At 66.6% G+C, this 12,848-nt stretch carries 14 protein-coding genes; all 14 read right to left on the reverse strand.

Going from position 1 to position 12,848, the window contains the following annotated elements:
- Nucleotides 1–77: 77 nt before the first annotated feature.
- The 14 genes from ACEN9N_RS17840 to ubiE all read right to left on the reverse strand — a co-directional run bounded on the left by ACEN9N_RS17840 (nt 78) and on the right by ubiE (nt 12,736).
- A complete protein-coding gene (locus tag ACEN9N_RS17840; protein WP_413314798.1) occupies nt 78–902 on the reverse strand; it encodes a DUF429 domain-containing protein in 825 nt (274 codons plus the stop codon).
- A 4-nt stretch (nt 903–906) separates the two neighbouring features.
- Nucleotides 907–1,788 carry a DMT family transporter gene (locus ACEN9N_RS17845; protein ID WP_495654180.1) on the reverse strand — a complete coding sequence of 294 codons (882 nt, stop codon included), beginning with the start codon at nt 1,786–1,788 and terminating at the stop codon, nt 907–909.
- Between the two features lie 36 nt (nt 1,789–1,824).
- Nucleotides 1,825–2,247 carry a BLUF domain-containing protein gene (locus ACEN9N_RS17850; protein WP_007837143.1) on the reverse strand — a complete coding sequence of 141 codons (423 nt, stop codon included), beginning with the start codon at nt 2,245–2,247 and terminating at the stop codon, nt 1,825–1,827.
- Between the two features lie 3 nt (nt 2,248–2,250).
- Nucleotides 2,251–2,982 (reverse strand): GTP cyclohydrolase I, encoded by a 732-nt coding sequence (gene folE, locus ACEN9N_RS17855; RefSeq protein WP_007837141.1) that lies wholly within the window; start codon nt 2,980–2,982, stop codon nt 2,251–2,253.
- A gap of 73 nt (nt 2,983–3,055) precedes the next feature.
- On the reverse strand, nt 3,056–3,823 hold the full coding sequence (locus tag ACEN9N_RS17860; RefSeq protein ID WP_007837139.1) for an endonuclease/exonuclease/phosphatase family protein: 768 nt from the start codon (nt 3,821–3,823) through the stop codon (nt 3,056–3,058).
- Nucleotides 3,820–4,296 (reverse strand): dihydroneopterin triphosphate diphosphatase, encoded by a 477-nt coding sequence (nudB, locus tag ACEN9N_RS17865; protein WP_413314796.1) that lies wholly within the window; start codon nt 4,294–4,296, stop codon nt 3,820–3,822. Before nudB ends, ACEN9N_RS17860 begins: the two co-directional genes overlap by 4 nt.
- Before the next feature lie 7 nt (nt 4,297–4,303).
- Nucleotides 4,304–6,109 (reverse strand): aspartate--tRNA ligase, encoded by a 1,806-nt coding sequence (gene aspS, locus ACEN9N_RS17870; protein WP_495654181.1) that lies wholly within the window; start codon nt 6,107–6,109, stop codon nt 4,304–4,306.
- Nucleotides 6,110–6,146: 37 nt separating this feature from the next.
- The gene (locus ACEN9N_RS17875; protein WP_007837133.1) at nt 6,147–6,779 is read right to left on the reverse strand and encodes a DUF502 domain-containing protein; all 633 of its coding nucleotides are present in this window, start codon (nt 6,777–6,779) and stop codon (nt 6,147–6,149) included.
- Between the two features lie 15 nt (nt 6,780–6,794).
- A complete protein-coding gene (locus ACEN9N_RS17880; RefSeq protein WP_007837132.1) occupies nt 6,795–7,130 on the reverse strand; it encodes an FmdB family zinc ribbon protein in 336 nt (111 codons plus the stop codon).
- Nucleotides 7,131–7,200: 70 nt separating this feature from the next.
- Nucleotides 7,201–8,649, reverse strand: coding sequence for a high affinity choline transporter 1 (locus ACEN9N_RS17885; RefSeq protein ID WP_413314794.1), 1,449 nt, complete (start codon nt 8,647–8,649; stop codon nt 7,201–7,203).
- A 13-nt stretch (nt 8,650–8,662) separates the two neighbouring features.
- Nucleotides 8,663–10,228 (reverse strand): ubiquinone biosynthesis regulatory protein kinase UbiB, encoded by a 1,566-nt coding sequence (gene ubiB, locus ACEN9N_RS17890; protein ID WP_413314793.1) that lies wholly within the window; start codon nt 10,226–10,228, stop codon nt 8,663–8,665.
- Complete coding sequence (locus ACEN9N_RS17895; RefSeq protein ID WP_007837122.1) at nt 10,225–10,782, reverse strand: ubiquinone biosynthesis accessory factor UbiJ; 558 nt, start codon at nt 10,780–10,782, stop codon at nt 10,225–10,227. Before ACEN9N_RS17895 ends, ubiB begins: the two co-directional genes overlap by 4 nt.
- A gap of 162 nt (nt 10,783–10,944) precedes the next feature.
- Nucleotides 10,945–11,973 (reverse strand): Tim44 domain-containing protein, encoded by a 1,029-nt coding sequence (locus ACEN9N_RS17900; protein WP_495654182.1) that lies wholly within the window; start codon nt 11,971–11,973, stop codon nt 10,945–10,947.
- 31 nt (nt 11,974–12,004) lie between these two features.
- Entirely contained in the window at nt 12,005–12,736 is a 732-nt protein-coding gene (gene ubiE / locus ACEN9N_RS17905; protein WP_007837120.1) for a bifunctional demethylmenaquinone methyltransferase/2-methoxy-6-polyprenyl-1,4-benzoquinol methylase UbiE, read from the reverse strand.
- Nucleotides 12,737–12,848 lie beyond the last annotated feature (112 nt).

Below are 12,848 nucleotides of genomic sequence, written 5' to 3' on the forward strand. Positions count from 1 at the left end.
CCGCCGATTTCAATCTAGGCTTTCGCCGACGGCCGCGGACGCCGACGGAAGCCCGAAGCGGTGTAGGACAACGAGGCTCAGGCGGTGACGATCCATCCTTCAAGCGGATCGAAATTTCGCGGCAGGCCATGGCCGGGCCCGGGGCTTTGCGCGCGCTGCAGTGCCCAGGCCGCCTGCACGAGGCACAGCACCGCGTCGATGTCGTCGCCGCGGGCATCGGCCAGCAGTTCGGCGCGCTGCGGCGCGGTGACGCCAAGCCGCAGGCCGAGGCGCGTGGTGCCCGCTTCGAGCGCGACGAGCAGGTCGGTGCGTGCGGCGAGCCGTTCGGGCGTCTGCTTCGGCAGCTCGTCGCTCTTGTAGCTGCGGCGCCCGATCAACTCCCGCGCCAGCAGGCCGGGATAGGCCTCCAGCGCAATGCGGTCCGCGCCAGGGCCGGCGTGCAGGCCGGGAATGCGTGCACCGGCGGCCAGCAGGCGCGGCACACCTGCGTGGAGCATGTAGGCCACCGGCGGATTGACCCACTTCATCGACGGGCTGGAACCTGCGGGTCCATCGGTCGCACGGTGCGCGAACTTGCCGCCGAGGGGTCGCACCGCACAGAATGCGGCGAAGGTCTCGCGGATTTCGGCGCGGCTCAGGCTGGCGTAATGGGCCATCAACGGCGCCCATTGCACCGGCCATCCCAGATGCTCGACGAGTTCGCGCGGCAGGCTGAATGGAAAATCGAAACCGCCGGTCCAGGCGGGCGTGGCGCACAGCCATTCGCCCCATGCTTCGAGCGTCGAGAAGCGCTGCAGGCCGGTCAGCACGACGCGATTGCCATCGGCGAGTTCACCGGCAGCCACCACGATCGGCTTGCGTGCCGTCGGCGCGCTGGAAAAATCGCAGCCGAACAGCACCATGGCCTCAGCCCATCGCGAGCGCGACGACGCCGGCGGCGATGAACAACGCGCCCAGCAGCCGCAAGAGCCGGTCGCCTTCGCGCAGCAGGTGGCCGCCGACCAGCGCGGCGAACAGCATCGACACCTCGCGCGCCGGCGCGACGTGCGAGATCGGCGCCTGCTGCACCGCGTAGAGCACGAGCACATACGACACGGGGCTGATTGCCGCCACCAGCAGCGCGTACTTCCATTGCGCGCGCCACATGCGCGCTGTGGTCGCGCGGTCCTGCAGTGCGGCGGGCAGCAGCAGCACGAGCCGCACGAAGTTGCTCATGTAGTCGAGCAGGATCGGCGACATCGCCAGGAACTTGACCGCATAGCTGTCGGCCACCGTGTAGGCCGCGATGAAGGCGCCGGTCAGCACGCCGTAGCGGATGCCTTTGTGCACACGCTCGCGCTGCGCCGGGTCATGCTTGCCGTGCCACAGGCGCGGGCCACCCGCCACGAGGAACACGCCCAGCGCCACGCCGAAGATGCCGGCCACGCCGACAAGGCTGATCGTCTCGCCGAGGAACAGGATCGCGACCAGCGACGACAGCAGCGGGCCCGAACCGCGCGCCAGCGGATAGACCACCGTAAGGTCGGACTTGCGGTAGCCCCGCAGCAGGATCACATAGTAGAAGACGTGCAGCACGCCGCTCAACGCGACGAAGCCCCATTCGCGCAAGCCCCAGGCCGGCACCACGCGCCAGCCGAGCGCGATGCCCACCGGCGCCCACACGACGGCCATGAATACGCCGCTCTGGAAGGCGAAACGCGCATCGCCGTTCGCCTTCTTGGCGGCGATGTTCCAGCTGGCATGAATGACCCCGGCGAGCAGGATCAGGGCGAATGCGGAGAGCGGCACCTCGATCTATGCGAGGCAGAGCGCGGGGGCCACGTTCTAGTGTCGGCCGACGATGGCCGCGGTGGCCATCAGTTCCTCGAGCAGCGCCAGCGAAACCTTGCCCGAGACCGCATACGGGTTGAGCTCGGGTTTCTCGGAATACTTCAGCAGCGTCGAGGCATTGAGCTTCGACAGGTTGACCTGCCCCATCGTCCAGCCGCCGAAGCGGCGTTCGGAAATCTCCTCGTAGTGCAGCAGCACCACGTCCTTGTGGCGCCCGTCCCGCTGGATGTGGCCGTACAGCTCGCTGATGGCCATGCGGCCACCTTCGATGGCCTGCAGGAAGGTGCCCGCGCCATAGCAGAGGATGCCGGTGATGCCGCAGGTCGTGTTGTGCGAGCGCGATTGCGCAAGGATCGCCTCGATGGCCTCGGGGCTGGTGTCGACGGCGCGGCTGGCGTAGAGAAGTCGGACCAGCATGGCTCAGCCCTTTCGGGGAAGGAGGGAAAGGAATTCGCGGCGCAGGCTCGGATCTTTCAGGAACACGCCGCGCATCACGGAGTTGATCATCTTGCTGTCCATTTCCTTCACGCCGCGCCAGGCCATGCAGAAATGCTCGGCCTCCATGACGAGGGCAAGGCCGTCGGGCTGCGTCTTTTCCTGGATCAGGTCGGCCAGCTGCACCACGGCTTCTTCCTGGATCTGCGGACGGCCCATGACCCACTCGGCCAGGCGCGCGTACTTCGACAGGCCGATCACGTTGGTGTGCTCGTTGGGCATCACGCCGATCCACAGCTTGCCGATGATCGGGCAGAAGTGGTGCGAGCAGGCGCTGCGCACGGTGATCGGGCCGACGATCATCAGCTCGTTCAGGTGCTCGGCGTTGGGAAACTCGGTGAGCGAGGGCGGCGCCACGTAGCGGCCCTTGAACACCTCATTGAGGTACATCTTGGCGACGCGGCGCGCGGTGTTGTCGGTGTTGTGGTCGTTCTCGACGTCGATGACCAGGCTTTCGAGCACGCCCTTCATCTTGACCTCGACCTCGTCGAGCAAGGTCTCCAGCTCGCCGGGCTCGATGAACTCGGCGATGTTGTCGTTGGCGTTGAAGCGCTTGCGCGCTGCGGTGATGCGCTCGCGGATCTTCACGGAGACGGGCGTGCCCTCGTCATCGTCGTTTCGATCGGGGCGCGGGTCGACGTCGGTTTTCCTCAGCATGGCGGGGATCGTACCAGTGAATGGCTCCAGACATTCGGGCCCGCAACGCCCGTCCCTTCTTGGAGCAATGCTATCAATTGAGGAGCGTGAAATCAGCCACCAGCGGCAGGTGGTCGGACATGCGGGCCCAGATCGGCCCGCGCGGCACCGTGCAGGCCTGCGGCTCCAGCCTGCGCCCGTAGACGAAGTCGAGTTGCGCCACCGGCAGGCGCGAGGGGTAAGTGAGCGTGCGCGCACCACGCAGGTCGCTGGTGTCGCGCAGTCCCATGGCGTTCATGGCGTAGCGCATGCGGGCACCCCAATCGTTGAAGTCTCCCGCGACCACCACGGCCTCGTCGGGCGGCACTTCGCGGTCGATGAACTCGCGCAGGCGTGCGACCTGCCGCACCCGGCTGCCCCTGATGAGCCCCAGGTGCACCACGATGGCGTGCACCCTGCGGCCCTCGACGTCGATCACCACGTGCAACAGCCCGCGTTGCTCGAATCGGTGGTCGGAGATGTCCTGGTGGCTGGTGCGCAGCACCGGCCAGCGCGTGAGCAGCGCATTGCCGTGCTCGCCGTGGCGCGTAACGGCATTGGTCTCATAGACCGCGGTGTAGCCCTCGGGCGCGAGGAAGTCGGCCTGCGGCAGTTCGGGCCAGTGCGCGAAGCGTGTGGCGGCCTGCCGATTCATCTTGCGCACCTCCTGCAGGCAGACGATGTCGGCGTCGAGCTGCTCGATCGCGTGGCCCAGGTTGTGGATCTCGAGCCGCCGCGCGGGCCCGATGCCCTGCACACCCTTGTGGATGTTGTAGGTCGCGACCCGGAGGTTCTGCGCTGCTGTTGCTGCCGGCTGGTTCATCGCGCAAATTCTGGCAGCAACAGGATGGCTTCGGCGTTCGACGGGGAAAAGCACGCGTCCGCCGCTTCGCGGTACGGCAGCCACTTCCAGTCGGTGTGTTCGCGCGGATCGAGCGTGGGCGTCAGGCGATCGGGTACGCAGAGGCCGAACAGGTGCTCGGTGTTGTGCGTCACGCCGGGCGCATAGCGGGCGCGCCACCGTGGATAAATTTCGTAGACATTGCGCAGCTGCCAGTCGGCCAGCCGCGGGGCGAGCGCGGTGCCCTCGCCGCACCGGATGCCGGTTTCCTCGGCCACCTCTCGCGCCGCGGTGAGCGCGAGGGGCTCGTCGGCGGCGTCCTTGCTGCCGGTGACCGACTGCCAGAAGTCGGTCTCGGCATCCGCACGCCGGATCAGCAGCACATCGAGCGCCGGCGTGTGGATCACGACCAGCACCGACTCCGGGATCTTCCAGGGTCGGGGGCTGGTCGTCATGGCCGTATCAGGCTGCCTGGGGCGTGTTGCGCAGCTTGATGTGCAGCTCGCGCAACTGCTTCTCGTCGACCGGGCTCGGCGCCTGCGTCAGCAGGTCTTGCGCGCGCTGGGTCTTGGGGAAGGCGATCACGTCGCGGATCGACTCGGCGCCGGTCATGAGCATGACGAGGCGGTCCAGGCCGATGGCGATGCCACCGTGCGGCGGCGCGCCATACTGCAGCGCGTCGAGCAGGAAGCCGAACTTGAGCTGCGCGTCGTCGGCGCTGATCTTCAACGCGCGGAACACCTTGCTCTGCACTTCCTCGCGATGGATACGCACCGAGCCGCCACCCATCTCGATGCCGTTGAGCACCATGTCGTAGGCCTTGGCGATGCACTTCTCGGGTGCGGTGTCCATGAGGTCTTCATGGCCGTCCTTCGGCGCGGTGAACGGATGGTGCACGGCGCTCCAGCGCTGGCCTTCCTCGTCGAACTCGAACATCGGGAAGTCGACCACCCACAGCGGCGCCCAGCGGTCGTCGAAGAGGCCCGCCTTCTTGCCGAAGGCGCTGTGGCCGATCTTCACGCGCAGCGCGCCGATGGCGTCGTTGACGACCTTTTCCTTGTCGGCACCGAAGAACAGGATGTCGCCGTTGCGCGCGCCCGTGCGGGCGATGATCTCAGCCAGCGAGGCGTCGTCGAGGTTCTTGACGATCGGGCTCTGCAGGCCTTCGCGGCCAGCAGCCGCGTCGTTGACCTTGATGTAGGCCAGGCCCTTGGCACCGTAGATCTTGACGAACTCCTGGTACGCATCGATTTCCCCGCGCGACAGGCCGCCTTCGGCACCGCCGCCAGGCACGCGCAGCGCGACCACACGGCCGCCCTTCATGGTGGCGGCATTCGAGAACACCTTGAATTCCACGCGCTTCATCAGTTCGGTGAGCTCGGTGAACTCGAGCTTCACGCGCAGGTCGGGCTTGTCCGAACCGTACTTGAGCATCGCGTCGCCGTACGTCATGGTCGGAAATACCGGCAGGTCGATGCCCGCGGCATTGCGGAACACGTTGCGGATCATGCCTTCGAACATCTCGCGGATTTCTTCTTCGGCGAGGAACGAGGTCTCGATGTCGATCTGCGTGAATTCGGGCTGGCGGTCGGCGCGCAGGTCTTCGTCGCGGAAGCACTTCACGATCTGGTAGTAGCGGTCATAGCCGGCCACCATCAAGAGCTGCTTGAACAGCTGGGGCGACTGCGGCAACGCGAAGAAGCTGCCGTCGTGCACGCGGCTGGGCACGAGGTAGTCGCGCGCGCCTTCGGGCGTGGACTTGCCCAGCATCGGCGTCTCGATGTCGATGAAGCCGTTGGCATCGAGGAACTTGCGCGTTTCCATCGTCACCTTGTAGCGCAGCATCATGTTGCGCTGCATGGCCGGACGGCGCAGGTCGAGCACGCGGTGCGTGAGGCGGGTGGTTTCCGACAGGTTGTCGTCGTCCAGCAGGAACGGGGGCGTGACCGAGGGGTTCAGCACCTTGAGCTCATGGCACAGCACTTCGATCTTGCCGCTCTTGAGCTGGTCGTTGGTCGTGCCTTCGGGGCGTGCGCGCACGAGGCCGGTGATCTGCACGCAGAACTCGTTGCGCAGGTTCTCGGCGACGGCGAAGGTCGAGGCGCGGTCGGGGTCGCACACCACCTGCACATAGCCTTCGCGGTCGCGCACGTCGATGAAGATCACGCCGCCGTGGTCGCGGCGGCGGTTGACCCAGCCGCACAGGGTGACGGTCTGGCCCAGCAGGGCTTCGGTCACGAGACCGCAATAGTGAGTACGCATGGCCATAGGAATCCATTCCGGCGCCTTGTGGGCGCGTTCGTTTTTATGAGTTGGAAGACTTCACCGCCACCGTGGCGGGGCCGCCTGGAACGACCACCCCCATCGAGACGATGTACTTGAGCGCTTCGTCCACGCTCATCTTCAGTTCGATGCAGTCGCTGCGCTTGAGCATCACGAAGTAGCCGCCCGTCGGGTTGGGCGTGGTCGGCACGTAGACGCTGAGGAATTCCCCCTCGCCGAGGTGCTCGGCGACTTCGTTGCCGGGCGCGCCGGTCACGAAGGCGATGGTCCACACGCCCTCGCGCGGCCACTGCACCAGCACCGCCGTGCGGAAGGCATTGCCGTTCTCGGAAAACAGCGTATCCGACACCTGCTTGACGCTGGAGTAGATCGAGCGCACCACCGGAATGCGGCGCACCACGGCGTCGCCCCACCCGAGCAGGCGCTTGCCGACGAAGTTGCTGGCCGTGGCGCCCACCACCAGCAGGATGGCCAGCGTGAGCAGCACGCCCAGGCCGCGCACCTTGTGGTCGCTGAGCCAGGTCTGCCACTGCGCGGGCAGCAGCCACAGCGTCTGGTCGAGCGTGCCGATGATCCAGTTCAGCACGCCGAGCGTGATGACCAGCGGCACGATGACCAGCAGGCCGGACAGCAACCATTTGCGCAGGGCGAGCATGGCGGTCGGGATCGATCAGTCGCCGCTGGCCGCGGCCGGCGCGGGGGCCGGTGCAGCGGGCGCCGGAGCAGGGCTCGGCGCGGCGACGGTTGTGGAAGAGGAAGACTCGGCGGACTTGCCGCCGTCGCTGGACGCGGGCGCCGTGGACGGTTCGGACTTCTTGCCGCCGCCCTCACGGAAATCGGTCACGTACCAGCCCGAGCCCTTGAGCTGGAAGCCGGCGGCCGTGACCTGTTTTTCGAACGCACTCGCGCCGCACGCCGGACACACCGTGAGGGGCGCGTCGGACATCTTCTGCAAAGCGTCTTTGGCAAAGCCGCAGGCACTGCACTTGTAGGCGTAGATGGGCATGGGAAATGAGGTCAAAAAAGCGGCGCAGCTGCCGCTCGCAAAGCCCTCGATTATAGGGCTGCCCCCTGCTTCAGGCCGGTTCCGTCGTCAAAGGCCGGTGCGGCGTGTGAGTGTTCGCCAACCATTGCGGCAGCAGCGATCCGGCCACCATGCCCGCGAACGAGCACAGCACGCCTGCCAGCTGGGCCGGAAACGCACTGCCCCAGGGCATCCACAGGAACAGCAGCCATATGCCGATGCCCAGGACGATCGAGGCGATGGCGCCCTGGGTGGTGGCGCGGCGCCAGTACAGGCCGCACACCAGTGGCACGAAGGCGCCGACCAGCGGCACCTGGTAGGCGCCCGACACCAGTTCGTAGATTGGCGTGCCCTGCATGCGGATGGCGTAGGCAAGCACCGCGGCGCTGAACAGCAAGACCGTGATGCGCATCGTCATGAGGTTCTGGCGGTCGGTGCCGGCGGGGCGGAACTGGCGCCAGATGTTCTCGGTGAAGGTGACGCTGGGCGCCAGCAGCGTGGCCGAGGCGGTCGACTTGATGGCCGACAGCAGCGCACCGAAGAACAGCACCTGCATCACGAACGGCATCTTCTGCAGCACCAACGTGGGCAGCACCTTCTGCGGATCTTCCTTCAGCAGGGTGGCGGTCTGCTCCGGCATGATCAGCAGCGCGCTGGCCACCAGGAACATCGGCACGAAGGCGAACAGGATGTACGCCAGGCCGCCGATCACCGGCCCGCGCTGCGCCGCCTTGGCACTGTTGGCGGACATCACGCGCTGGAAAACGTCCTGCTGCGGGATGGAGCCCAGCATCATGGTGATGGCGGCCGCGAGGAAGAAGACCATGTCGTGCCAGTTGGGTTCGGGCCAGAACTTGAAGAGGTCCTTGCTGACCGCGAAGGCCACCACCTTGTCGGCGCCGCCGGCCATGTTGCCCGCGAACATCGCGATCACGGCAAGGCCGGCCACCAGGATGATCATCTGGATGAAGTCGGTGACGGCCACCGACCACATGCCGCCGAACAGCGTGTACGCCAGGATCGAGACCACGCCGATCACCATGCCCACGGGAATGCTGATGACGCCACCCGACAGCAGGTTGAACACCAGCCCCAGCGCCGTGACCTGCGCCGACACCCAGCCCAGGTAGCTCAGCATGATGATGAGCGAGCAGGCCACCTCGACGCCGCGGCCGTAGCGCTCGCGGTAGTAATCGCTGATGGTCAACAGCGTCATGCGGTAGAGCTTGCCCGCGAAGAACAGGCCCACCAGGATCAGGCAGGTGCCCGCGCCGAACGGGTCCTCGATCACGCCGTTGAGCCCGCCCTCGATGAACTTGGCCGGAATGCCGAGCACCGTTTCGGAGCCGAACCAGGTCGCGAAGGTGGTCGTGACGATCATGTAGAGCGGCAGGTGCCGCCCGGCGATGGCGAAGTCGGTGGTGTTCTTCACCCGCTTGGCGGCATAAAGACCGATCGCGATGGTGACCAGCAGATAGACGATGACCAGCGTCAGCAACACGGCAGAAACTCCTCTAGAACAGACGCACGCGCACCAGCAATTGCATGGCGAGCAACCCCAATACAAAACCTATGCCACCGTAGACGATCGTCTGCAGCAAACGGTTGGTGCGTTTCTGCTCGGCCAGCAGTTCGAGCAGCTCGCGGCGGTTGTCGACCGGCCGATTTTCGAGGAAATCGTGCAGCAGGCGCGGCAATTGGGGCAGCAGCTTGGCGTACCGCGGCGCCTCGGCCTTGAGCTGCTGGAACAGCTTTTTGGGGCCGATCTGGTCGACCATCCATTTCTCGAGAAAGGGCTTGGCCGTGGCCCAGAGGTCGAGCTCGGGATCGATGTTGCGGCCCAGGCCCTCGATGTTGAGCAGCGTCTTCTGCAGCAGCACCAGCTGCGGCTGGATCTCGACGTGGAAGCGGCGCGAGGTCTGGAACAGGCGCATCAGCACCATGCCCAGCGAGATTTCCTTCAGCGGCCGGTCGAAGTACGGCTCGCAGACGGTGCGGATGGCTGCCTCCAGCTCGTCGATGCGGGTGCCCACCGGCACCCAGCCGCTCTCGAGGTGCAGCTCGGCCACGCGCTTGTAGTCGCGCCGGAAGAAGGCCACGAAGTTCTGCGCCAGGTATTCCTTGTCCGACTCGGTCAGCGTGCCGATGATCCCGAAGTCCAGCGAGATGTAGCGCCCGAAGGTCTCGGGCGCCAGGCTCACCTGGATGTTGCCGGGATGCATGTCGGCATGGAAGAAGCCGTCGCGGAACACCTGCGTGAAGAAGATGGTGACGCCGTCGCGCGCCAGCTTGGGAATGTCGACGCCGGCCGCGCGCAGGCGGTCCATCTGCGCAATGGGCACGCCCTTCATGCGCTCCATCACGATGACTTCCGGATGGCAGAAGTCCCAGAACATCTCGGGAATCAGCACCAGGTCGAGTTCGGCCATGTTGCGGCGCAGCTGGGCGGCGTTGGCCGCCTCGCGCACCAGGTCGAGCTCGTCGTGCAGGTACTTGTCGAACTCGCCGACCACCTCGCGCGGCTTCAGGCGCTTGCCGTCGGCCGAGAGGTTCTCGATCCAGCCGGCCATCATGGCCATCAGCGCCAGGTCTTTCTCGATCACGCCGCGCATATTGGGACGCAGCACCTTCACCGCCACTTCACGCAACTCGCCCTGGTTGGTGCGGATGGTCGCGAAGTGCACCTGCGCGATCGAAGCGCTGGCAATGGGTGTTTCGTCGAACTGCACGAACACGTCGCCCACCGGACGGCGGAACGCACGCTCGATGGTCGCGATGGCCACCGCCGACGGGAACGGCGGCACGCGGTCCTGCAGGAAGGCCAGTTCGTCGGCGATGTCGGGCGGCAGCAGGTCGCGCCGGGTCGACAGCACCTGGCCGAACTTCACGAAGATGGGGCCGAGCCGCTCGAGCGCCTCGCGCAGGCGCTGGCCGCGCGGCGCATCGAGGTTGCGCCCGAACGAGACGACGCGCGCCACCACGCGCAGCCAGGGCTTCTGGAAGCTCGTGAGCACGAGCTCGTCGAGGCCGTAGCGCAGTGCGACCCAGACGATGAACAGGCCGCGGTAGAAGCGCCTCATTCGGCCGCGCTCGCCGAGCCGCCAGCCTTGGCCGAGCGATCGCCGACGAACTGGCGCAGCGCGCCCACGACGCGACGCACGCCGTTGCCGAGCGTGTGAGCGGGCACGTCGCCGATCAGGCGGGCCAGGTCGTCCTCGACGTCCCAGCGCACGTGGTCGACCAGCCAGTTGACCTCGGCCGCCAGCTGCACGTCGCCGATGATCTGCACGGCCGGCTTGTCGCCCCGCAGCGTGGCGCGGGCGATGTCGAAGGGGGATTCGTCGATGACGGTGAGCGTCAGTTCAGGCACCGAGCCCTCAGGTGCCAGGTCGAGCAGGCCGGCCGGCGTGGCCACCAGCTCCATCGTCACGAAGCGCCACTGGAAACGCACCACCCGCCCCTGCTGGCGCAGCAGCCGCTGCTGGGCCTCGGGCTCCTGCTGCAGCACGTGGTTGAGGAACAGGACCGCGCGATGCTGGATCTCGTGGACCGCCCAGTCCGGGGGCTGCAGACGCTCGCCGATGCGATTGAAAAGGTCGCCGAGAAAAGAAAATGGGGACGATGGTGTGGCCATGTCCCCATTATCCCGTCACTGTAGCGCCCCGCGACCCATGGACCACATGCCCTTTTCCAGAAACACCGCGGAACCGGCTTTGCCGGGCTGCTGGTGTTGCCCCCGGCAGGGGGCAGGAGAAGCGACACGAAGTGCGCGAAGCCTTGGGGGGCGAGCCTTTATTTACTGCAGTGCCTGCACCCCAGCCACGAGCCAGCCGCTGTTGCCGCTGGTCGGCTTCGTCATGTTCCACACTTCGCGGAACGGGCCCGGGCCGGCCGAGGCGTCTTCGCGGATCATGCCGGAGAACTCCACGCTGGCCATGTAGGCATCGGGCAGCTCCTCGATGCCGAGCAGCTTGGCATCGAGCATCACGACTTCGGTCTTGTTCGAGGCGCCGCCCGTGTGGCTGGCGCGGTCGGCCAGCTGGGTACGGATCTCGTCGACCATGCCGTCGGTCATCATCGAACGCAGCATCGAGACGTCGGCGCGGTCCCAGGCATCCTGCAGTGTCACGAAGTTGCGCTTCGCGGCGCCGAGGAAGCCGTCGACGTCGAAGCCCGCGGGGATGCCCCAGGACTGCGAACCGCCGAGCGCCGAGCCGATCATGCTGCCACCGGCCGCGGCACCCGCTGCCGAGAGACTGCTGCCGTGCGGCGCGTCGTTCGACGGTGTGGCATCGAAGGCGGCGGCATTGCGCTCCCATGGACGTGCCGATGCGTCGTTGCCCACGTTGGCCGGGCTGTATTGCGCCGGCGCGCTGGCATTGCTCGGGCTGGCGCCCGCGCCCTGGAAGGCGAAGCCGCCCTGGCCGTTGCCGGCAGGCTGCGAGCGCGACTTGATCATGCGCCACACCACCACCGCGGCAAGCACGAGCAGGCCGATCAGCAGGATGTTGCCGAAGCCGGCGCCGAGGCCGAGCGAATGCGCGAGCCATGCGAGGCCCAGGCCGGCGGCCAGGCCGCCGAGCATGGCGCCCCACGGACGCTTCGGCGCGGCCGCCGCGGGTGCGGGCGTTGCGGGCTTCGCCGCTGCAGCGTTGGTCGCGCTCTGCGCGGGGGCGCCAGGCGCTGCCGACGGGACAGCCTCACGCTGCGTCACGTTGGACGACTGGCGTCCGAACGACTTGCCGCCGCCCATGCGCGCAGCCTCGGCCTGGACACTGACCAGCACCAATGCAGCTGCCAAAAACAAAGAACCCAAACTCTTCATGTCGTCTCCTCTGAGCGAAAGATTCGCGTCATCAACACTTGATTCCAACATGGAGGGCGGCGATTCCCCCAGTCATGTTGTGATAGTCCACATGTCCGAAACCGCCCTCTTTCATGAGGGTCTTGAGCTCCTCTTGCGAGGGATGCATCCGGATCGATTCGGCGAGGTAGCGATAGCTTGCGTCGTCGCCGGCCACCAGCTTGCCCAGGCGTGGCAGCACGTTGAAGGAGTACCAGTCGTAGGCCTTGGCGAGCGGCTTCGCGACCTTCGAGAACTCGAGCACGAGCAGCTTGCCGCGAGGCTTGAGCACGCGGTTCATTTCCTTGAGCGCGATGTCCTTGTGCGTCATGTTGCGCAGGCCGAAGGCCACCGTCACCACGTCGAAGTGGTCGTCGGGAAAGGGCAGCTTCTCGGCGTCGCAGACCATGGTGGGCAGCGACACGCCGGCGTCGAGCAGACGGTCGCGGCCGGTGCGCAGCATGGCTTCGTTGATGTCGGTGTGGACCACCTGGCCGGTGGCGCCGACCTTCTTCGCGAAGGCGAGCGCGAGGTCGCCGGTGCCGCCCGCGATGTCGAGCACGCGCGAGCCCTCGCCCACGTTCGCGACCATGACGGTGTACGCCTTCCAGGCGCGGTGCAGGCCGGCCGACATCAGGTCGTTCATGACGTCGTAGCGCGAGGCGACCGAATCGAAAACGCCGCGCACGCGGCGTGCCTTCTCGCTTTCGTCGACCGTTTCGAAGCCGAAGTGTGTGGTACTCATGCAACCGATGTTAGGCCGGAAGCCCTCACATCAAGCCGACGACCCCGCGCGTACGGCGGACATTTGTTGCTTTTTCCGCCCGTCCTTCCTGGACGCAGGGCTATCTTTTCGA

This window comes from Variovorax sp. Varisp46, from assembly GCF_059491885.1.

Excerpts from the sequence above, each read along its gene's own strand:
- ACEN9N_RS17840 (WP_413314798.1), bottom strand. The coding sequence starts at position 902 with ATGGTGCTGTTCGGCTGCGATTTTTCCAGCGCGCCGACGGCACGCAAG.
- ACEN9N_RS17850 (WP_007837143.1), bottom strand. The coding sequence starts at position 2,247 with ATGCTGGTCCGACTTCTCTACGCCAGCCGCGCCGTCGACACCAGCCCC.
- folE (WP_007837141.1), bottom strand. The coding sequence starts at position 2,982 with ATGCTGAGGAAAACCGACGTCGACCCGCGCCCCGATCGAAACGACGAT.
- ACEN9N_RS17860 (WP_007837139.1), bottom strand. The coding sequence starts at position 3,823 with ATGAACCAGCCGGCAGCAACAGCAGCGCAGAACCTCCGGGTCGCGACC.
- nudB (WP_413314796.1), bottom strand. The coding sequence starts at position 4,296 with ATGACGACCAGCCCCCGACCCTGGAAGATCCCGGAGTCGGTGCTGGTC.
- aspS (WP_495654181.1), bottom strand. The coding sequence starts at position 6,109 with ATGGCCATGCGTACTCACTATTGCGGTCTCGTGACCGAAGCCCTGCTG.
- ACEN9N_RS17875 (WP_007837133.1), bottom strand. The coding sequence starts at position 6,779 with ATGCTCGCCCTGCGCAAATGGTTGCTGTCCGGCCTGCTGGTCATCGTG.
- ACEN9N_RS17880 (WP_007837132.1), bottom strand. The coding sequence starts at position 7,130 with ATGCCCATCTACGCCTACAAGTGCAGTGCCTGCGGCTTTGCCAAAGAC.
- ubiB (WP_413314793.1), bottom strand. The coding sequence starts at position 10,228 with ATGAGGCGCTTCTACCGCGGCCTGTTCATCGTCTGGGTCGCACTGCGC.
- ACEN9N_RS17895 (WP_007837122.1), bottom strand. The coding sequence starts at position 10,782 with ATGGCCACACCATCGTCCCCATTTTCTTTTCTCGGCGACCTTTTCAAT.
- ACEN9N_RS17900 (WP_495654182.1), bottom strand. The coding sequence starts at position 11,973 with ATGAAGAGTTTGGGTTCTTTGTTTTTGGCAGCTGCATTGGTGCTGGTC.
- ubiE (WP_007837120.1), bottom strand. The coding sequence starts at position 12,736 with ATGAGTACCACACACTTCGGCTTCGAAACGGTCGACGAAAGCGAGAAG.